General features: G+C 44.8%; 16 protein-coding genes. 4 read left to right on the forward strand and 12 right to left on the reverse strand.

Going from position 1 to position 18,433, the window contains the following annotated elements:
* The 10 genes from carB to HZA10_00960 form a co-directional block, all read right to left on the reverse strand.
* The coding region (gene carB, locus HZA10_00915; protein ID MBI5194863.1) for a carbamoyl-phosphate synthase large subunit at positions 1 to 1,656 on the reverse strand (1,656 nt) is incomplete at its 3' end.
* A gap of 47 nt (positions 1,657 to 1,703) precedes the next feature.
* Positions 1,704 to 2,882: a glutamine-hydrolyzing carbamoyl-phosphate synthase small subunit gene (gene carA / locus HZA10_00920; GenBank protein MBI5194864.1), complete on the reverse strand. Its 1,179-nt coding sequence runs from the start codon at positions 2,880 to 2,882 to the stop codon at positions 1,704 to 1,706.
* A gap of 115 nt (positions 2,883 to 2,997) precedes the next feature.
* The gene (locus HZA10_00925; GenBank protein MBI5194865.1) at positions 2,998 to 4,275 is read right to left on the reverse strand and encodes a dihydroorotase; all 1,278 of its coding nucleotides are present in this window, start codon (positions 4,273 to 4,275) and stop codon (positions 2,998 to 3,000) included.
* A 34-nt stretch (positions 4,276 to 4,309) separates the two neighbouring features.
* The gene (locus HZA10_00930; GenBank protein ID MBI5194866.1) at positions 4,310 to 5,233 is read right to left on the reverse strand and encodes an aspartate carbamoyltransferase catalytic subunit; all 924 of its coding nucleotides are present in this window, start codon (positions 5,231 to 5,233) and stop codon (positions 4,310 to 4,312) included.
* A 53-nt stretch (positions 5,234 to 5,286) separates the two neighbouring features.
* Positions 5,287 to 5,847, reverse strand: a complete 561-nt coding sequence (gene pyrR / locus HZA10_00935; protein ID MBI5194867.1) for a bifunctional pyr operon transcriptional regulator/uracil phosphoribosyltransferase PyrR — start codon at positions 5,845 to 5,847, stop codon at positions 5,287 to 5,289.
* A gap of 186 nt (positions 5,848 to 6,033) precedes the next feature.
* Positions 6,034 to 7,527 (reverse strand): RNA polymerase sigma factor RpoD, encoded by a 1,494-nt coding sequence (rpoD, locus tag HZA10_00940; GenBank protein ID MBI5194868.1) that lies wholly within the window; start codon positions 7,525 to 7,527, stop codon positions 6,034 to 6,036.
* Between the two features lies 1 nt (position 7,528).
* Positions 7,529 to 9,232, reverse strand: a complete 1,704-nt coding sequence (locus HZA10_00945) for a DNA primase (GenBank protein ID MBI5194869.1) — start codon at positions 9,230 to 9,232, stop codon at positions 7,529 to 7,531.
* Between the two features lie 98 nt (positions 9,233 to 9,330).
* A complete protein-coding gene (locus tag HZA10_00950) occupies positions 9,331 to 10,287 on the reverse strand; it encodes an NGG1p interacting factor NIF3 (GenBank protein MBI5194870.1) in 957 nt (318 codons plus the stop codon).
* On the reverse strand, positions 10,288 to 10,734 hold the full coding sequence (locus HZA10_00955) for a GatB/YqeY domain-containing protein (GenBank protein MBI5194871.1): 447 nt from the start codon (positions 10,732 to 10,734) through the stop codon (positions 10,288 to 10,290). It abuts the gene before it with no gap.
* A gap of 3 nt (positions 10,735 to 10,737) precedes the next feature.
* Positions 10,738 to 10,938 carry a 30S ribosomal protein S21 gene (locus HZA10_00960; GenBank protein MBI5194872.1) on the reverse strand — a complete coding sequence of 67 codons (201 nt, stop codon included), beginning with the start codon at positions 10,936 to 10,938 and terminating at the stop codon, positions 10,738 to 10,740.
* 277 nt (positions 10,939 to 11,215) lie between these two features.
* Between HZA10_00960 and HZA10_00965 the strand changes: the two genes are divergently transcribed.
* Positions 11,216 to 11,644 (forward strand): DUF488 domain-containing protein, encoded by a 429-nt coding sequence (locus HZA10_00965; GenBank protein ID MBI5194873.1) that lies wholly within the window; start codon positions 11,216 to 11,218, stop codon positions 11,642 to 11,644.
* Between the two features lie 30 nt (positions 11,645 to 11,674).
* Here HZA10_00965 and HZA10_00970 read toward each other — a convergent pair whose 3' ends face one another.
* Both HZA10_00970 and HZA10_00975 read right to left on the reverse strand, forming a co-directional pair.
* On the reverse strand, positions 11,675 to 12,622 hold the full coding sequence (locus HZA10_00970; GenBank protein ID MBI5194874.1) for a diguanylate cyclase: 948 nt from the start codon (positions 12,620 to 12,622) through the stop codon (positions 11,675 to 11,677).
* Positions 12,623 to 12,671: 49 nt separating this feature from the next.
* On the reverse strand, positions 12,672 to 15,728 hold the full coding sequence (locus HZA10_00975) for a response regulator (GenBank protein MBI5194875.1): 3,057 nt from the start codon (positions 15,726 to 15,728) through the stop codon (positions 12,672 to 12,674).
* A 191-nt stretch (positions 15,729 to 15,919) separates the two neighbouring features.
* Between HZA10_00975 and HZA10_00980 the strand changes: the two genes are divergently transcribed.
* Genes HZA10_00980 through HZA10_00990 form a run of 3 tightly spaced genes read left to right on the forward strand, consistent with a single transcriptional unit; the run spans position 15,920 to position 18,371 of the window.
* The gene (locus HZA10_00980; protein MBI5194876.1) at positions 15,920 to 16,933 is read left to right on the forward strand and encodes a phosphate ABC transporter substrate-binding protein; all 1,014 of its coding nucleotides are present in this window, start codon (positions 15,920 to 15,922) and stop codon (positions 16,931 to 16,933) included.
* Complete coding sequence (locus tag HZA10_00985) at positions 16,930 to 17,112, forward strand: hypothetical protein (protein MBI5194877.1); 183 nt, start codon at positions 16,930 to 16,932, stop codon at positions 17,110 to 17,112. The genes HZA10_00980 and HZA10_00985 overlap by 4 nt, the downstream gene beginning before the upstream one ends.
* Entirely contained in the window at positions 17,109 to 18,371 is a 1,263-nt protein-coding gene (locus tag HZA10_00990; GenBank protein MBI5194878.1) for a HAMP domain-containing protein, read from the forward strand. Before HZA10_00985 ends, HZA10_00990 begins: the two co-directional genes overlap by 4 nt.
* Positions 18,372 to 18,433 lie beyond the last annotated feature (62 nt).

Consider the following 18,433-nt stretch of genomic DNA (forward strand, 5'->3'; position numbering starts at 1 on the left):
AATCCCTTTATAGAACGGCCTTTCATACGTTGAGTAAAAATACGGCGTATATGCCTTGAACTCAGCGGCGCATGTATCAACAATTTTGTATACGGCTTTTATCTGACTGCTCTTTCTGAACTCCCTGATTTTCTTCTCGTCTATCTGAAGAAGTGATGCAAGCCTTTTGTCGGAAAATCCGTATTCCTTCGCCTCCCTTAAAATTTCTATATGCTCATCCTTCAGCCTTCTGCCTTCAACTTTTTTAATCTCCTCCTCCATCTCAACAATTTCCCTGATATTATGAAGAAACCACGGGTCAATGCCGGTCAGTTCATATATTTCATCCACAGTCATTCCAATCCTCATGGAATGCGCAATATACCAGATGCGCTCCCAGTTCGGGATCTTGAGTTTAGTCCTTGTCTCATCAATATCCGCCTTCAAAGGCTCAAAACCGGAGCTGTCTATCTCAAGGCTTCTTATCGCCTTCTGCAATGATTCCTTAAAGGTCCTGCCTATTGACATGACCTCTCCCACGGATTTCATCTGCGTTGTAAGCACAGCGTCAGCCTCGGGAAATTTTTCAAAGGCAAACCTCGGGAATTTCACGACAACATAGTCTATCGCCGGCTCAAACGATGCAGGAGTTTCTTTTGTTATGTCATTGGGGACTTCATACAGTGTCAATCCCACCGCCAGCTTGGCGGCTATCCTGGCTATCGGAAATCCTGTTGCCTTTGACGCCAACGCAGAGCTTCTTGACACCCTCGGATTCATTTCAATAACAACCATACTGCCGTCTTTCGGATTAACCGCAAACTGTATGTTTGAACCGCCCGTGTCAACGCCTATCTCGCGTATTATGCTGATTGAGGCGTCTCTCATCATCTGGTATTCCTTGTCTGTAAGCGTCTGAGCAGGCGCAATTGTTATGGAATCGCCTGTGTGTATGCCCATGGGGTCAAAGTTTTCAATGGAGCAGATGATAACGACATTGTCCCTGCAGTCCCTCATGACCTCAAGCTCAAACTCCTTCCAGCCAATAACGGATTCCTCCACAAGCACCTGATGCACAGGGCTGAGCTGAAGCGCCCTGCTGATATTTTCCTTGTATTCATCAATGTTGTAGGCAATGCTTCCGCCTGTGCCGCCAAGCGTGAAAGAAGGCCTTAATATAGCAGGGAAACCGACGTATTCAATTGCCTTTAGTCCATCTTCCATGGAGCCCACATATCTGCTCTTCGGCGTCTCAAGCCCTATGCTGTTCATTGCCTCTTTGAATAATTCCCGGTCCTCCGCTTTTTTTATAGCATGAAGTTTTGCGCCTATCAACTCCACCTTATATTTTTCAAGCACGCCTTTCTCAGAAAGTTCAACCGCAAGATTCAGCGCAGTCTGTCCGCCCATTGTCGGCAGGAGCGCATCAGGCCGTTCTTTTTTTATTATCATTTCAAGAATATCCGCAGTAAGCGGCTCAACATAAGTGACATCCGCTATTTCAGGGTCTGTCATGATTGTGGCAGGATTTGAATTTACAAGAATGACTCTGTAACCCTCTTCGCGGAGCGCCTTGCACGCCTGAGTTCCTGAATAATCAAACTCGCAGGCCTGCCCGATGACTATGGGTCCTGAGCCAATCAACAGTATGCTTTTTATGTCAGTTCTTCTTGGCATTCGTCCTTAAAAGTGTCAGAAAGCAGAGTCTTTGACACTATCTTTATTCACATCCCTTTAATCATTTCCCTGAACCTCTCAAACAAATACACGGAATCATTCGGTCCGGGTCCCGCCTCGGGGTGATACTGGACTGAAAACACGGGAAGCTCCAAATGCTTCATGCCTTCCTCGGTCCCGTCGTACAAATTTTTATGCGTAAGTTCCACCTGCTCTTTAAGTGTTTTTATATCAACACAGTAATTGTGATTCTGCGATGTTATCTCAACTTTTTCCGTTGCAATATCCATCACAGGATGATTCCCTCCGTGATGGCCGAATTTCAATTTATACGTCCTGCCTCCCATCGCAAGCCCTAAAATCTGATGTCCGAGGCATATGCCGAACACAGGCTTTTTGCCTAAAAGTTTCTTTACATTTTCTATCGCATAAGTAACCGTCTGCGGGTCCCCGGGTCCGTTGCTCAAAAGTATTCCGTCGGGATTCATCTCAAGCGCCGCCTCTGCCGGAGTTTGTGCAGGCACAACTGTTATATCAAAACCGGCATCTGCAAGGTTTCTTAAAATATTAAACTTAACTCCAAAATCATAAACAACCACTTTGGGGGGATAAGGGGTTAGAGTTTGGGGGTTGGTATGTTCTTTTTTATCAATCCCTAAGCCCAAATCCCAAATCCCTGCGTCTGACTGCCGTTTCCACACGCCCTCTGTCCATTTATATGATTTTTCCGCGGTTACTTCCTTTACAAGGTCTGCGGCAGAGATTCCAGGATGCTTCCTGACCTTTTCTAAAAGACTTTCAGGATTGAAATCAACTGCTGAAATTATGCCCATTTGCACGCCGTTATCCCTTAAGTGAGCAGTAAGCGCCCTTGTGTCAATGCCTGAAATGCCGGTTATTTTATTTTCTTTAAGATAGTCATTGAGGTTTTTCTGAGAACGCCAGTTGCTGTGGAAATTAAGATATTCCTTAACGATAAAACCCTCAACATTAGGTTGTTTTGACTCAACATCTTTATCATTTATCCCATAGTTCCCAATCTGCGTGTAAGTCATTACGACTATCTGCCCCTTGTAAGAAGGGTCTGTAATGATTTCCTGATAGCCTGTCATTGAGGTGTTGAAGACGACCTCGCCTATGACTTCGCCTTCATAGCCGAAACTCCTGCCCTCAAATACCGTCCCGTCTGATAACACTAAAAGCGCTTTTGCTTTATTCAAGCTCATAATATTCACGGCGGGTTTCTAAATAAAAAGGCTTAAGACTGCCGCTCACAGGCTTCCATGAAAAACTTTTTTGACTTGACCGCTTGAACCCATGACCCCTTGAACCCTTTGTTTATTATTCCCATTCGTAGATTTTTCCCTTGGATACGGTCTTTAAAACTGCGCCCTTTAACTGCCATCCTTTAAACGGCGTGTTTTTACCCTTAGATAAAAACCTGTCCGGCTCAACGATGAACTCCCCGGAGAGGTCTATTACAGCCAAATCTGCATCTGCGCCTTCCGCAAGTGTTCCCTTTGGAATTCCTATTATTCCTGAGGGAGTTACGCTCATTTTCATGATAAGTTGCTTTAAGCTTAAAACCCCTTGTTCCACCAGTTTAAGCCCTAAACTGAATGCAGTCTCAAGCCCTGAAATTCCAAAAGAAGCAGCGTCAAATTCCTTATTGTACTTATCATCTATGTGATGGGGTGCGTGGTCGGTTGCAATCACATCAATTGTGTTATCTTTCAACCCCTGCTTGACGGCCTCAACATCCCTTTCTGTCCTTAACGGCGGATTTACCTTTGCGCTTGTATTATAGTTATTAACCGCATCTTCGGTAAGACAGAAATAATGCGGGCATGTCTCTGCAGTTACACTGATGCCGCGTTCTTTTGCATCCCTTATCAATCTCACCGAACCCTCTGTTGATACATGCGCAATATGAAGCCTTCCGCCTGTGAGTCCTGCCAGCGCAATGTCCCGCGCAACCATCACTTCCTCTGCCGCCTTTGGAATTCCCCTTAAGCCGAGCGTGGTTGAAATAAATCCCTCGTTTATTACACCGCCCTCAGACAGCTTTAAATCTTCGCAGTGCGAGATAATCAGGACATTAAATATTTTTGAATACTCAAGCGCCCTCCTCATGATAAGGCTGTTCGTAACAGGCCTGCCGTCGTCTGAGAAGGCGATGCAGCCCGCCTCTTTCATCATCCCCATTTCAGCAAGTTCTTCGCCCTTTTGCCCTTTTGTAATTGCGCCGATGGGATAAACAAAGCAAGCGCCCTCTGCATAATTTTTTCTCAGTATGAATTCAGTTACTGTCTTGTTATCATTTACGGGATTTGTATTCGGCATACAGCATACAGACGTAAAGCCTCCCCTGACAGCCGCCATTGTGCCGGTCCTTATGGACTCCTTGTATTCAAAACCCGGGTCCCTCAGGTGGGCATGCATATCAACAAGCCCCGGAATTACAATACATCCGGAGGCATCAATTATCTTGTCGGTTTTAGGTCCCTTTGCCTTCGGGTACACGCCCCGTATTTTTTTACCCTCTATAAGTATTTCATAGTGGCCGTCAATATTCTGCGCCGGATCAATAACCCTGCCGTTTTTTATAAGGATGCTCATCCCGTTAGCCCTCCATTAAGACAATTATCAAGGCTCATTCCTTTACCCCCGAGAGCAAATATAATACAGCCATTCTTACTGCCAGCCCGTTTGTCACCTGCTCAAGAATTACAGACCGGGGACCGTCTGCCGCATCCGTGGAAATTTCAATTCCGCGGTTTATCGGTCCGGGATGCATGACCATTGCGTCGTCTTTTGCCAGTTTTAATCTGTCGCCGGTTAAACCGTAAAGCTTAAAATATTCCTCAAGCGAAGGGAAAAAGCCCCTGTTCTGTCGTTCAAGCTGAATCCTCAGCGTCATAATAACATCTGCGCCCCTGATGCCTTCTTCCATAGAATTGTAAATATCAACCGGCAGATTATTAATCGCAGCGGGCATAAGCGTCGGAGGACCGATAAGCCGGACCTTTGCGCCGAGTTTTGTTAAACCGTATATGTTGGATTTTGCAACTCTGCTGTGCGCTACATCTCCTATTATCGCCACGGTAAGCCCTTCAATGTTCTCTTTGGAAGAGCGGATTGTAAATAAGTCCAGCAGCGCCTGTGTCGGATGCTCATTGCTTCCGTCGCCTGCATTTATGACAGAGGCTTTAAGCACGCTTGAAAGAAAATGCGGGACGCCTGCCGAACCATGCCTAATCACTACAAAGTCTGCGCCCAGCGCCTGAATTGTCAACGCAGTATCCTTGAGGGTTTCACCCTTTGCTATACTGCTTGCCGGAACGGAAAAATTTACAACATCCGTGCTCAGCCGTTTGGCTGCAAGTTCAAATGAAGTCCTGGTCCTTGTTGAGGGTTCAAAAAAAAGGTTTACCACTGTTTTGCCTCTGAGCGTGGGCACTTTCTTTATGTCCCTTGCAAGAACATCCTTAAAAACCGCCGCAGTGTCAAGGATATTAATTATTTCCTCGGCAGAAAGGTCTTTAATCCCAAGAAGGTCTTTTGATTTAAGCATCATCCGTTATTCGTTATTTGTTATTTAGTAATTAGTTTCTATTCACTGTTCACTGATTACTGTTTACTATTCACTGTTTCTTCCGTGTCTTTGGCAATTAAGATTACTTCGTCCTCCATGTTTTCTTCTTTCAGATGGACTTCAACAAGATCGTCAAAATGAGTCGGCATGTTTTTCCCTATATAATCAGGCCTGATGGGCAGTTCCCTGTGTCCCCTGTCAATAAGCACGGCAAGCTGTATGTTTGCCGGCCTGCCGAAATCAATAAGCGCGTCCATAGCCGCCCTGATGCTCCTGCCCGTAAACAGCACATCATCCACAAGCACAACTTTTTTGCCTGTAATTGAAAAGGTGATATCAGTCTTTCTCACTACCGGCTGGTTTTTTTTGCTGTAGATGTCGTCTCTGTAAAGGGTTATGTCAAGTGAACCCACCTCAATGCGCCCGCCTTCAATGGCCTCAATCTGTGGGGCCAGCCTGCGGGCCAGGTGGACTCCGCCGCGCTGAATACCTACAAGGCACAGGTTCTCGGTGCCTTTATTCCTCTCAATAATTTCATGGGCAATTCTCGTAATCGCCCTTTCAAGGTCTTTGCTGTTTAATATCTCACGAGGCATAAAAAAAACCTTTCCCCCTCCAAAGCGCATTCACTCTGAGAGCAGAAAGGTCTAAACTTGATGCCGTCCCCTTCAAGTCACCTTTCCAGCCTCTCAGTGCCAGCTTAAAGGTTAGCTAATTATACAAATCCGGCAGCCCCGCGTCAATAAAATTATATTAAAAACCAAATCAAACCACTTTTTAATTTATTTCCTCGGCGCTTTCTCCATAAAACTTCTCAGCCATTTACTTCTCATAGGATGCCTTAGTTTTCTCAGCACCTTCATTTCAATCTGCCTTATCCGCTCCCTTGTAAGGCGGAATTCATCGCCGATTTCTTCAAGCGTATGCGGTGAGCCCTCCCCGATGCCAAAACGTCTTTTAATAACTTCCGCCTCCTTCACGGGCAAGGTCTCAAGCACTTTCTTCACCTGCTCCTGCAGATCGCTTCTGATAGCCAGATCCAGAGGAGACAGCACGGCAGTGTCAACAACAAAATCCATCAGGCACCTGTCTTCATCATCGCTGACAGTGGCTTCAAGTGAAATGGGTTCCTTGGATATCTTGAGAATGGTCCTGACCTTCTCAATCGGAAGTTTCATCTTCTCCGCAATCTCCTCCATCAAAGGCTCCCTTCCAAACTCCTGCAGCAGCTCACGAGAAACCTTAGTGAACCTGTTTATTGTTTCCACCATGTGCACAGGCACTCTTATGGTCCTGGCCTGATCGGCAAGGGCGCGCATCATAGCCTGCCTTATCCACCAGGTTGCGTACGTGCTGAATTTAAAGCCTTTCCTGTATTCAAATTTATCAACGGCCCGCATCAGCCCGATATTGCCTTCCTGTATAAGGTCAGACAGAGTAAGTCCCCGGTCCATGTATTTCTTGGCAACGCTGACCACAAGTCTGAGATTCGCCTCCACGAGCGCCTGCTTTGATTCTTCAACCTGCTTTTCCGCCTGATGGATAGTCCTCACTGCCTTCCTGATTTCAGCGCCCTTTAATCCGAGGGCGGATTCTACCTGAGATATTTCCCTCCTGAGTTTTCTGTAATTACGGGACTTTTGGGAAATTCTCTCCGCTTTTTTGTATAACTCCGCTGACTGTGCGGCAAATTTGCTGAATTGTTCAATAAACGCCGACATCACTGCATCCTTAAGACTAAGCTCCTTTATCTTGCCGGTTATCTTCATCTGGATTTCTGATAATTTGCCCGCTGTCAGTGCTCGGTCTTTTTCGCCAATCCTCTTCTTCAGCTTTTTAATATACGGCTCTCTCCTGCCGTAAAGATTTTTCAGGGTTTTAATGGTATTCAGAAACCTCTTTAATGTCTCCTCTTCTTTCTCCGCCCCTTCCCAGTCAGTGATTATGCTTTTTATCGACACCCCGTTGTTCAGCAGTAAATCAGGAAGAGACAAAACCTTGCTTATCACAAAAGGCATCATAAAGATTATTCCCGCTGTCTTTTCCTTGCCCTGCTCAATGGTCATTGCTATCAGCATCTCGGCCTCCCTGGTAAGCAAGGGAACCTGACCTATTTCCTTGAGATATATTTTCAGAGGGACGTCAGCGACAAGTTCTTTTGGAGGCGATTTCTTTTCCTCTTCATCTTCATGGATATCCTCTTCTGCTATTTCTTCAAATTTTTCAGGAACGCCCTCCTGCCTGTCCCAGATAGTGTCCAGATAGCCGTCTGTCATTTTAATGCCCCTTTAATCCGAGCAGTTTTTGCTGCTCAATTTGCAGCGCCCGCAAAAGCCGGGCGTCTTTTTTTGACTCTGCATTTTTTACCTTATCCTGAATCTCATTTAACAGTCTCTGCCTGCGTTCTTTTTTGAAGCGGTTAAGGCAATCCTCAAGCGCCTTTTCCGCATCATCAAAATCAGCGCGGAAGGAAAGCTCTGTAACAAAATTTTTTTCGTCATCCCGGCATTCTGAAAATAAAACATCATAATCCATCATGCCTTCCTTCATCTTCTTAAAGACCGACCTTATGACAGGATGCTCCAAATCTTCCATTGAGACCGAATCAAAAATCCTTGCCGCCTTTTCAGGATAGTTGAGGAGCAGCCGCAATAAGTACGCCTCATGGGAAGGTCCCTGTCTGACAGGAGGCTTCATGCCCGGCGTCTGCGTATGCGCGCCTTTCAGTTTAGACGCCTTTATCTTCTTAAGTTCCTCCCTGACAAACATCTCGTTAATCCCGATGCCTTCAGACAACAATTTTATATAATGCCCCTGCCGGATGCTGTCCGGCACCCTTGAGATTACCTCAAGCGCCTCATTTGCCATCAGATGTCTGTCTGTCTTCTGCATTAAAAAGAAATCCACAACCGATACCGGGTTTTCAAGCAGGCCGTTAAAGGCCTCTTTTCCGTTTTTTCTTAAAAAACTGTCAGGGTCTTCTCCACGCGGCAGAGAAAGAACCATCACATTAAGTCCGCTCTCCAGCAAAATGCCGGCTGCGCTCTTTGCGGCCCGCACGCCTGCCTCATCGCCGTCAAAAACAAGGACTGCGTCCTCGGTAAATCTCTTAATCAGCTTTCCATGCTCCTGCGTCAGGGCCGTGCCGAGAGGGGCCACGGCGCTTGAAAATCCATACATATGAGCCGCTATAACATCAAAATAGCCCTCGGTAAATATTGCGTATCCTGATTTTTTGATAAATTCCTTGGCAAAGTTAAGCCCGTACAGGACCCGGCCTTTATTGAAAACAGGCGTTTCCGGCGAATTAAGATACTTGGGCTCATCATGCTGTGACAGGACCCTGCCTCCAAAGGCAATTACCTCGCCCCTGAGATCAAAAATCGGGAATATAATCCTGTGCCTGAATGTATCATAATTGCCGCTTGAACCGTAATGGACCAGCCCGGCTTTTTTCATAAGCTCTGCCGCATAGCCCTTGCCCTTGAGAAAAGAAAATAACGCATCCTTCCTGCCCGGGGCATAACCGATTGAAAAAGATTTTTGTATTTCAACAGATATCCCTCTTTTTTTAAGATAGTTCACTGCATCGGGGCTGTGGGAAAGGGACTTTTGAAAAAATACCAGCGCATCTTTATTCAGGTTAAACAGAATTTCCTTCTCGCCTGCCCTTGCGGCGTCATGCGGTGATTTTTTGAGCGTGACACCTGCCTTTTTGGCAAGGATTGCAGTCGCCTCATTAAAAGAAAGGTTCTCGTAACGCGTCAGGAAGGTAAAAATATCTCCGCCGCTTCCGCAGCCGAAACAATGGAATATCTGCTTTGAAGGGCTGACCATAAAGGATGGGGTTTTTTCCGTATGAAAGGGGCAAAGTCCCTTGTAGTTCTGACCGGCCTTTTTCAAGGCAACATACTCTGAGACTATATCAACAATATCCAGCCTGCTTTTTATATCTTCAAGAGAGCTGTTATAAGAAGGCATTATTTTATATTCAAATTATAAGGAAAGATTCCGGACAAGCCGGAATGACAACCGCTTAATTTAATCATTTTTAAACCGGACAGTAGCGATTCAAAAAATTAAACCCTGCTGAACCTTCTGAAACCCGAGCAGGGAAGCAGTTCTATAGCGCCGAGTTTCTGCACCCCGTCAAACATCAGGTTCAGTCCCAGATTATCGCTTGAGATATGCCCTGCAATCACAACATTAATGTGGTATTTCTCAGCCTTTTTCCTGTGGTCTTCGCTGAGGTGCATTGCCACAATTGTGCCGACGCCCGAATTGGCAAGACTCTCAAAGATATCTTTTGACCCCTCTGTGCCGCCGGTCATATCAACAAAGACCCGGCCTGCCCTTCTTTCCTTTGAACCCAAAAGTATCCTCGGTCCTGCGTTGTTCTTCCTGCCCTCGTCATACTCAGGAACAGCTTTCAGTATCTTAAGCACATCGTCTATTGTATCCGGTTTTTTCTCGTCAAAAAGCCTTTGGAGATAACTTACAACCATGTTATCCGCAGGAGTATGGACGCATAAAAAAGGAATACCAAGGAGTACGGCGGCATCAACCGCCCTCGTATGATTTACAGGGCTTAATTTTCTTTCAACCTCTTTAATCCTGCCATCAAGAAGGTCTTCCGCAATATTTATAGGTACACCGAATTTATTTAAAATATCAGCCTGCATGCGCATGACCTCGTAAAAATTTGCATAGGCCCTGCCCTCAGGATGGTGGGAAATAATCAGGTCCACCTTTTTGCCCTTTGCCGAAAGCCTGTCTGCAAGCAGCACCTCGCCTACTTCCATATCAATCCCTAAAAGGGCGCACTTAACATCTTCATCTCCTGTCCCGTGAAGAATCCTTGTGTCGGCATAGGGATTTTTAAGGGTCTCTGCATCAAAAAAAGCCTTGTCATCACCTTTCAACTCATTATATGCATCCTTCCTTTTCTCAAGCTCACGGAGCACAGCGTCTTTGCCCCTCGGGTCTGCCTCAATACCTTTTAATACAACTGTTTCATAAAGTTTTCTTAGTAACATTTATCTCTCCAATGCCTGTTTGACAAGCTCGCTCAGGAGCCTGCCGTCAACCTGTCCTTTTACCTTAGGCGTGATTAATTTCATCACCCTGCCCATATCCCTAATCCCTGCCGCCCCTGCCTCTGCAACTACATCGCTGATCATAACCTTCAGCTCATCTTCCGAAATCCAAGGCGGCAGATAAGACTGAATTATTGCAAGTTCTTTAGTCTCCTGCCTGACAAGGTCTTCCCTGCCCCCTTTTGAAAACTGCTCTATGGAGTCCTTTCTCTGCCTTATCATAGAATTGAGGACCGTATAGATTTCCTCATCACCGAGGGGAGCCTTTTTATCTATCTCCCTGTTTTTAATCAGCGCCCTGACCATCCTGATGACCGATACAGTATCCTTGTCGCCGGCTTTCAGGGCAGTTTTCAAATCTTCAGAGAGTTTTTCAGATAAAGACATTAGTTATCTCGCAGGATAAACCTTCGTCCTTTTAAGCGCCTTTTTTCTGGCGGCGATTGCCTTCTTTTTCTTTTTTACGCTGGGTTTGTCGTAATGCTCTCTCTTTTTGATCTCAGAAAGTATGCCTTCCCTCTCGCACTGCTTTTTAAACTTTCTGAGAGCATTTTCAAAAGACTCGTTATCCCCTATTCTCACAAAGGGCATTCATCTCTCCCCCCCTTTTTTTTATAATTTTTATCATATCTTTTTATCTTAAATGGATAGTAAGCGTATTCCCCGTTGTCTTGCCACGGGGTTAAGCGAGCGAATATAATAAAAAATTCCTTACATTAGATTCCCTGTGTTCTTATCACAGGGAAGATCAATTCCTTAAGTTTTGTAATAGGTTGTAATAATATACCTTTTCATGCTTATTTAATCAAGAACTTCTTAACCGGTAAAATCCGGAGCTTTTCCGGCCCGATTGATGTTATTATTTTAAATGCCGGCAAAAAAAATATACACCCTCGGCACAGGACAGCGAAATGTAGAGGATTTTATTGAAATCATCAATTCTTACGGCATTGAAGCTGTCATTGATGTGCGCAGTTTTCCAAAAAGCAAGTTTGAACACTTCAGAAAAGAAAACCTTGAGCCGCTTCTTCACAGCGAAGGTTTTGCGTATCATCACCTCGGGAAAGAGCTTGGAGGCTTTAGAAAAGGCGGTTATGAAGCCTATACACATATCGGAGAATTTGAATCGGGGATAAATAAGCTGGAGGGTATTGCCGCTGAAAAGTTGTCGGTAATAATTTGCGCTGAACATTTTCCGTGGAAATGCCACAGGCGGTTCATCGCAAAGGCTCTGCACAAAAAAGGCTGGGCCGTTGAGCATATAATTGATAAAGGGAAAATATGGGCGCCGAAGTGAGGCTAAATTAAAACAGGAGCAGGACTTAATTTACTTCTTGTATGCGCTTACTTTGTTTTTACCCTTTTCTTTTGCCTTATATAACGCCTGGTCTGCATGGTCCAGGACGGTTTCCCACTTTTTGCTGTCCCCCTTGCACTCAGTGGTAAAGCATGCTGAAACACCGCAGCTTACAGTCAGCTTGCCGCTCCGGCTGCCTTTATGCTCAATCTCAAGCGACTCAACCGCCTTTCTTATCCTTTCGGCAGCCAGCAGGGTAGTTTCTATATCCTGTTCAGGCAGGATGATAACAATCTCTTCGCCGCCGAATCTGAAGATATCGTCTGACATGCGCATTGTCGTTTTGATTGAGTCTGCAACGGTTTTAAGGATATTGTCGCCGGGCAAGTGCCCGTAAATGTCATTGTACGCCTTAAAGTCATCTATGTCGCACATGATTATTCCATAATTATATGCATACCTGTGCGCCCGGTTATGCACCTTGTCTATGCATTCATAAAAACTCCTGCGGTTCCCTATATTCATAAGAGGGTCAATCCTTATCAGCTCTTCCAGGACAAGATTTAATTTATTAAGCTCCTCATTTTTCTGCGTAAGCTCCTTCTCAAGCTCTATAATGCGCTCTCCTGCGCGCACCTTAACCTGCAATTCATTACGGTCAAACGGCTTTGTCACATAATCGTCGGCGCCGGATTCAAGCCCTTTAATCATGTCCTCTTTTGTATCTTTGCCAGTAAGAAGGATAAAGTAGACATATCCGGGCATCTTTGATTCACGGATATTACGGCATAATGTGATTCCGTCTATACCGGGCATTATCCAGTCTGCAATGACAAGTCGTATGTCTTCTTTCTGTAAAACAGCCCAGGCCTCCTGTCCGTCTTTAACCTGCGTGACCTCATAACCCCATTCCTTAAGCGTCTTCTGCAAAAGTCTTCTTGATATAAGGTCATCCTCTGCAATTAGTATCTTCTTCATCGCAAATCCTCCGCATTAAAACTAAATTCCCTGTTGCTTACGGTTTATATTACAGCGCAGTTGCAAATTCATTTAAACGGTCTACTTCGTCCTTCATCTCTTTTATAAGCGGTGAAACATCAGCAATGCTCCTGTCCCGTCCCTTGTGTTCAATGCTTAAGGCCAGAGAATATACCTTATCGGCGGACAAATTGCCAGCCGCTCCCTTGATACTGTGCGCCTCTGTTTGTATTAAATCGGCATTGCCTGATGCCGCAGCCTCTGAAAGCGTCTTTAGATGTTCCGGTATATAATTCAAAAACTCCTTAAGCATTTCCTTGAAAAACTCCCTGTCATTACCAAATCTCTGCATTGCCGCCTTCATATCTACAGGGATGCTTTTAAACACAGCATCTTTTAAGCGGATGTTATCGTCTGTGATGACAAGCTCAGGCCCGGCAGATTTTTTCTCAAGCTGGGTCTTAATCCATTTTTCTATGAGTTCAAAGAGAGCCTGCGGCTGTATGGGCTTTGAAATATAATCATCCATGCCTGCGTTGAGACACGCCTCACGGTCGCCCTCCATAGCATGCGCCGTCATGGCGATAATAGGAGTATGACGGGATTCGCCTTCTTTTTCCCTGATAGCTTTTGTCGCCTTAAATCCATCCATTTCAGGCATCTGGACATCCATCAGGATTAGGTCATATTGATTTTCCCCTGCGGCCTCAACTGCAAGCCGGCCGTTTCCGGCAACATCAGCAGTGTATCCGGCTTTATTAAGCAGCGCCGTTATAAATTTCTGGTTGACCGGATTGTCTTCAACCAAAAGTATGCTTACATCGCGCCGCTTTTTCTCTGAAATTGTATGACGGGTCACGATTGATTTATGTTTTATGTCCTTAGCCGCCGCTTCCAGGCTGAGGACTGTAGTTATCGCATCTAAAAGCAATGACTGTTTTATCGGTTTGACAAGATAGCCGTCACACCCCATATCGTGCAGTTGTGAGCTGTCTCCGCGGTTTGCAAGCGAGGTAAGCGCAATTATTGCAGTCTTATTTATATCAGAAGATTGTTTAATATTACGTATGGTCTGTGCAATATCTGAGCCGGGTATCTGCATGTCAAGGATTAACAGCCGGAACGGATCCTCAGAACCTGCGGCGTTCTTTAATTCCTGAACCGCCTTTATGTCGTCTTCAACTGCATACGGGCGGCACCCGAAACTCTCAAGCATTTTGCAGAGGATGGTCCTGTTAGTTTCATTGTCGTCGGCAACGAGTATCTTGGCCCCATGTATGTCAGGGTAAACTTCATGCATAATAACCCCCCCTGCCTTTTGTTTTTCAAGCGGCACAGTAAACCAGAACCGGCTGCTTTTGCCTTCCTCACTCTCAACGCCCAGCTCGCCGCCCATTAACCTGACTAATTGCATTGATATAGACAAACCCAGTCCCGTGCCCCCATATTTACGGGTTGTTGAGGTATCTGCCTGCGTAAAGGGGTCAAAAATCATAGACAGTTTATCCTTTGATATCCCGATACCCGTATCCGTGACTGAAAAAAGAACAGTGACTTTATCATCCGTCTCCTGTTTAAGTTCCACCCTTATTACAACCTCGCCTTTTTCAGTAAATTTGATTGCATTCCCCGCAAGATTTACGAGTATCTGACGAATCCTGCCCGAATCACCCCTCACCAGCGACGGAACAGTGTGGTGAATCAAACATGCAAGCTCAAGATTTTTCTCCTGCGCGCGGGGAGCCAGCGTCTCGGCAACGCTCTCAACCGTCATACGGAGGTTGAAATCAATAATATCAACCGGCAGCATTCCCGCCTCAATTTTGGAGAAATCAAGGATGTCGTTAATAATTTCAAGGAGCTCGTAAGCATTTCTTTTTGCAGTAACTAAATAATCGCGCTGTCCCTCGGTAAGGTTTGTATTCAGCGCCAAGTCCATCATGCCTAAAACCCCTGTCATAGGCGTGCGTATCTCATGGCTCATGTTCGCAAGAAAATCCGATTTCAGCCTGCTTGCATCTTCGGCGGAAAAACGCGCATCTATAAGTTCCTTATGCGTGCTCTCAAGGATGTGCATCATATTATTAAAGGTCTCCCTTATCTCATACATCGGGTTTTTTATAGAATCCTGATAGATATTGCATTTCTCACAGGCTCCGAATTTCCTTGCAAATACGCCCTGCACATTTCCACCGCAGTGTGTGCCGGCTATCTGCCAGCAGCGGATATTCCTCTGTCCGAATACGGGGCAGTCCTTGTACTTGCAGTTCTTCACCTCCCAGCATGTGGGGATATGCGGATTGTCCATAGGGCGGTAGAGGTAAGTTTCAAAACCCTTCTTTTTTTCAACTTCCGAAATTATCCGGGAAAAGATATTCAGGGAACTGCGAAGCTGGTCCCTGTCTGTTTTTAGCTCATTGCTTATAGCCTCAAGGTCTTTTTGTTTTTCAACAAGGTCCTTCTCTGCCTTCTCACGGCTTTCAATCGTTTTTTTTGCATTTGATAAGACTACAAAAATTGCAGTTAAGAGTCCGAGCGCAAGGACAAACAGCAGTGTGGAAGAATGTGAGATCAGACTGCCAAACCTCCCTTTTGTGTTTGTAATGTCAAAATAGATTTCAAACGCCCCGACAAAACCCTCCTCTCTTAGTATCGGCACATAGGTCTCCACCACATCAACAGTCACTATCTTGCCCTCGGCAGACCTTGAAATTTTTGGAACAATATTTGTGTATGTATTGCCCCTGGCTACAATCTCATGAAAATAGCGCTTTCGGTTCATTTCACCTATCTCGGTTTCATCGGTGGAAAATATAACCTCGCCTGCCTTTGAAAAAAGCTTCAGTTTCATAAGCCCGAAGTCTTTTGCGGCACGCCTGACCTCATTTACAAAATTAGGCGGTAGAGATTCCCTTTTTAATTCACTTCCCTCCGGAACAAACATGGAACCCAGGTGTGTTGTTATGCGAAAAGCATGGCCTTCAATTGTTTCCATCATAAGCTTATTAAATGAGGGGTAAATGAACAGGACATTGTACAAAGGCAGGATTATTGCTATTGCAAGAGATATGAGCAGGATATTCCTTAGGAATTTAATCTTAAACATTTGTTGAATATTGTGTAACAAATTCTGGAAATTAGCAAGCGACCTGTATCATCCAATCCCAATTTTTTAAAAGGGGATATAACAGTTCCCCTCCCTTAACGGGAGGGGATGAAGGGGAGGGTAGTATAAGGGAATTACAGGCTAAATTCCGCTTGCATATAAACTCAAATCGTGTATGATATAATTAACTTATGCATGGGTTTAACGGCATGAAAAATCTTTCAAGGCTCTTGCAAAAGTCATTATTTGTCATTCCCGAGGTCTTTATCGGGAATCCAGTATTTTTTAAAATCAAAGACTTCTGGATACCCGCCTTCGCGGGTATGACGGCAAAAAGGATTCCCTCTATACTTTTGCAAGCGGCTCTTTTAATAAAAGTTCCACGCCTCCGCCTCCTATTTTTCATCTCCCTTTTAATATGCTTGTTTAATGCGCCTTTTGCTTATTCTGAACAGATTACGGGAAGCGGCTGTTCGGTGAGCAATCTGGGTTATCTGACAGAGCTTGCCAAAGACTATGAAAAACTTACAGGCGAGAAAGTGCTCATCCGCGGAGGAGGCAGCGCAACAGGCATAGACGACCTGCGGACAGGCAGGGTGGATTTTGCCGCCTCATGCAGGCATATGACAAAAGATGACCCTAAAGATATTGAATTTATACAGGTCGCATGGGATGCGTTAGTAGCTATTGTACATAAATCAAACCCGGTCAGCAGTATATCCCTTGATGATATCAGGGCAATATACGCAGGCAAAATAACCAACTGGAAACAGCTAAAAGGCGCCGATAAGGCAATAAACCTCTTTATATCAAAACCGTCTAAAGGGCACGGACTCAGCGGCGTTGAGACCTCGGTTAATGAGCTTATATTTAAGGGTAACCAGCCTCAAGATATCCCGGATGCCACATATCTTGCCTCAACAGGCATTGTAGAGCAAATGATAGAAAAAACTGCTGAGGGCTTTGCAATAGCCGGATTTTTAAGTTCAAGAAAGCGGGACGTAAAGATCTTGAAACTAAACGGCGTTTATCCGGATAAACAAAGTATTTCAACCGGTAAATATCCTTATAAAAGACCACTTTTTATTTTGGCGGCTAAAAATCCAAGACCGGAGGTCAAAAAATTTATTGATTTTGCATTGAGCAAAAAAGGGCAGGAACTCATAAGCTCATACGGCGCTATATCGCTTTCAGATATAAAATGAAACAATTATGGAGTATTATAATATCGTATGCCGTCATTCCTGCGGATTCCTGCCTACCATGCAGGCAGGAATCCAGAGTGGAAAAGACTGGATTCCGCATTCCCGATGCATCGGGACGGAATGACAAAAAAGATAATTTTCTAATCGCTGTCCCGACATTTTGGGGCGGGGTGAAATGAACATATCAATAAAAGCGAGGGTCTCAATCTATGTAGCCATAACAATTATCATTATCAGCGCTATAAGCACATCTTTTTTTATTTTAGATTCTCACCGAAGCATAGAAAAGAAACTAATCATCCGGGGCGAGGCATTAAGTTTCCCGCTTGCAAAGGCCGCGGAAGAAGGGCTTGTCTCGGAAAACCTGGACCTTATCGGCAAGGCGGCGCATATCGTCAGGACAGAAGATGTTGAATTAGTGCAGGTTTATTCGCCCGTCTGGGGCATAGTTGACGCCTATCCATCCGCAAAATTAAAAGACCCTCCTGACCCTGAGGCAGCCATACATTTTCAGGGAAAAAACACAATTTTTTATAAAAAAATCACTGCCTATATGTATGATTTTTACGAACCTGTATTCTACAGGACAGCCCTAAACTCCCCGCCCGCATTAATCGGTTATGTAAGGTTAATACTTTCGTCCTCTGATATGCAGAAAGAGCTTAGGGCTTCTGTGATTAATTATCTGATTGCCTCAATACTTATAACATTGATTGTCATAGCAGTCCTGAATATGCTCATCAATCGCCTTGTAATTAATCCTGTCATGACCCTTAAGCAGTCTGTCTTAAAATTTAAAAACGGTTCCCTCCCCTCTGTTATTCCCGTGCGCTCTGATGATGAGGTCGGCGAGTTGATTTCCGCCTTTAATCAAATGGCTGAAACCATCAATAACAACACCCTTGAGATTCAAAAGGCTAAAGATAAAACTTCAGAGACATTACAGGACTGGGAAAACACATTTAACACCATCACGGACATGATTACCATTCACGATAAGGACTTCAACATCATCCGCGCCAACAAGGCCGCCGAGCAGATACTCGGTCTGCCCTTTCTGCAAACCGCAAAAGTAAAATGCTATGAATATTATCACGGCACAGAGTATCCGCCTGAGAGTTGTCTGAGCTGCGAATGTCTAAAGACAAATGAGTCCGCCACCTTTGATGTATTTGAACCCCATCTTAACAAATTTCTTGAAATAAAGGCTATCCCCCGTTTTGACAACAACAATAATCTTATCGGGCTCATTCATGTTGTCGGGGACATCACCGAACGCAAAAAAATGGAACAGGAACTCAAGAAGCGGATTGAAGAACTTGAAAAGTTTTACGGGATTGCCGTCGGCAGGGAACTTAAAATGAAAGATTTAAAAAAAGAGCTAGCGAAATTAAAGACAGAACTTTCGCTGTATAACGCAGAGTCAAAGAGATCATAAAATCCCCGGTCCTCCTTGAATCAGCGCCTTAAAAAATCCTGCGCCCTTCTTGATTAAAATTT

Source organism: Nitrospirota bacterium, from assembly GCA_016212185.1.
Taxonomy (GTDB): Bacteria; Nitrospirota; Thermodesulfovibrionia; order UBA6902; family DSMQ01; genus JACRGX01.

What these genes read in the sequence shown, in the direction of transcription:
- HZA10_00980 (MBI5194876.1), top strand. Translation starts at nt 15,920, where the DNA reads ATGCATGGGTTTAACGGCATGAAAAATCTTTCAAGGCTCTTGCAAAAG.
- HZA10_00960 (MBI5194872.1), bottom strand. Translation starts at nt 10,938, where the DNA reads ATGCCCTTTGTGAGAATAGGGGATAACGAGTCTTTTGAAAATGCTCTC.
- HZA10_00970 (MBI5194874.1), bottom strand. Translation starts at nt 12,622, where the DNA reads ATGAAGAAGATACTAATTGCAGAGGATGACCTTATATCAAGAAGACTT.
- pyrR (MBI5194867.1), bottom strand. Translation starts at nt 5,847, where the DNA reads ATGCCTCGTGAGATATTAAACAGCAAAGACCTTGAAAGGGCGATTACG.
- HZA10_00930 (MBI5194866.1), bottom strand. Translation starts at nt 5,233, where the DNA reads ATGATGCTTAAATCAAAAGACCTTCTTGGGATTAAAGACCTTTCTGCC.
- HZA10_00955 (MBI5194871.1), bottom strand. Translation starts at nt 10,734, where the DNA reads ATGTCTTTATCTGAAAAACTCTCTGAAGATTTGAAAACTGCCCTGAAA.
- HZA10_00925 (MBI5194865.1), bottom strand. Translation starts at nt 4,275, where the DNA reads ATGAGCATCCTTATAAAAAACGGCAGGGTTATTGATCCGGCGCAGAAT.
- rpoD (MBI5194868.1), bottom strand. Translation starts at nt 7,527, where the DNA reads ATGACAGACGGCTATCTGGACACTATCTGGGACAGGCAGGAGGGCGTT.
- HZA10_00975 (MBI5194875.1), bottom strand. Translation starts at nt 15,728, where the DNA reads ATGTTTAAGATTAAATTCCTAAGGAATATCCTGCTCATATCTCTTGCA.
- HZA10_00950 (MBI5194870.1), bottom strand. Translation starts at nt 10,287, where the DNA reads ATGTTACTAAGAAAACTTTATGAAACAGTTGTATTAAAAGGTATTGAG.
- HZA10_00945 (MBI5194869.1), bottom strand. Translation starts at nt 9,232, where the DNA reads ATGCCTTCTTATAACAGCTCTCTTGAAGATATAAAAAGCAGGCTGGAT.
- HZA10_00965 (MBI5194873.1), top strand. Translation starts at nt 11,216, where the DNA reads ATGCCGGCAAAAAAAATATACACCCTCGGCACAGGACAGCGAAATGTA.
- HZA10_00985 (MBI5194877.1), top strand. Translation starts at nt 16,930, where the DNA reads ATGAAACAATTATGGAGTATTATAATATCGTATGCCGTCATTCCTGCG.
- HZA10_00990 (MBI5194878.1), top strand. Translation starts at nt 17,109, where the DNA reads ATGAACATATCAATAAAAGCGAGGGTCTCAATCTATGTAGCCATAACA.
- carA (MBI5194864.1), bottom strand. Translation starts at nt 2,882, where the DNA reads ATGAGCTTGAATAAAGCAAAAGCGCTTTTAGTGTTATCAGACGGGACG.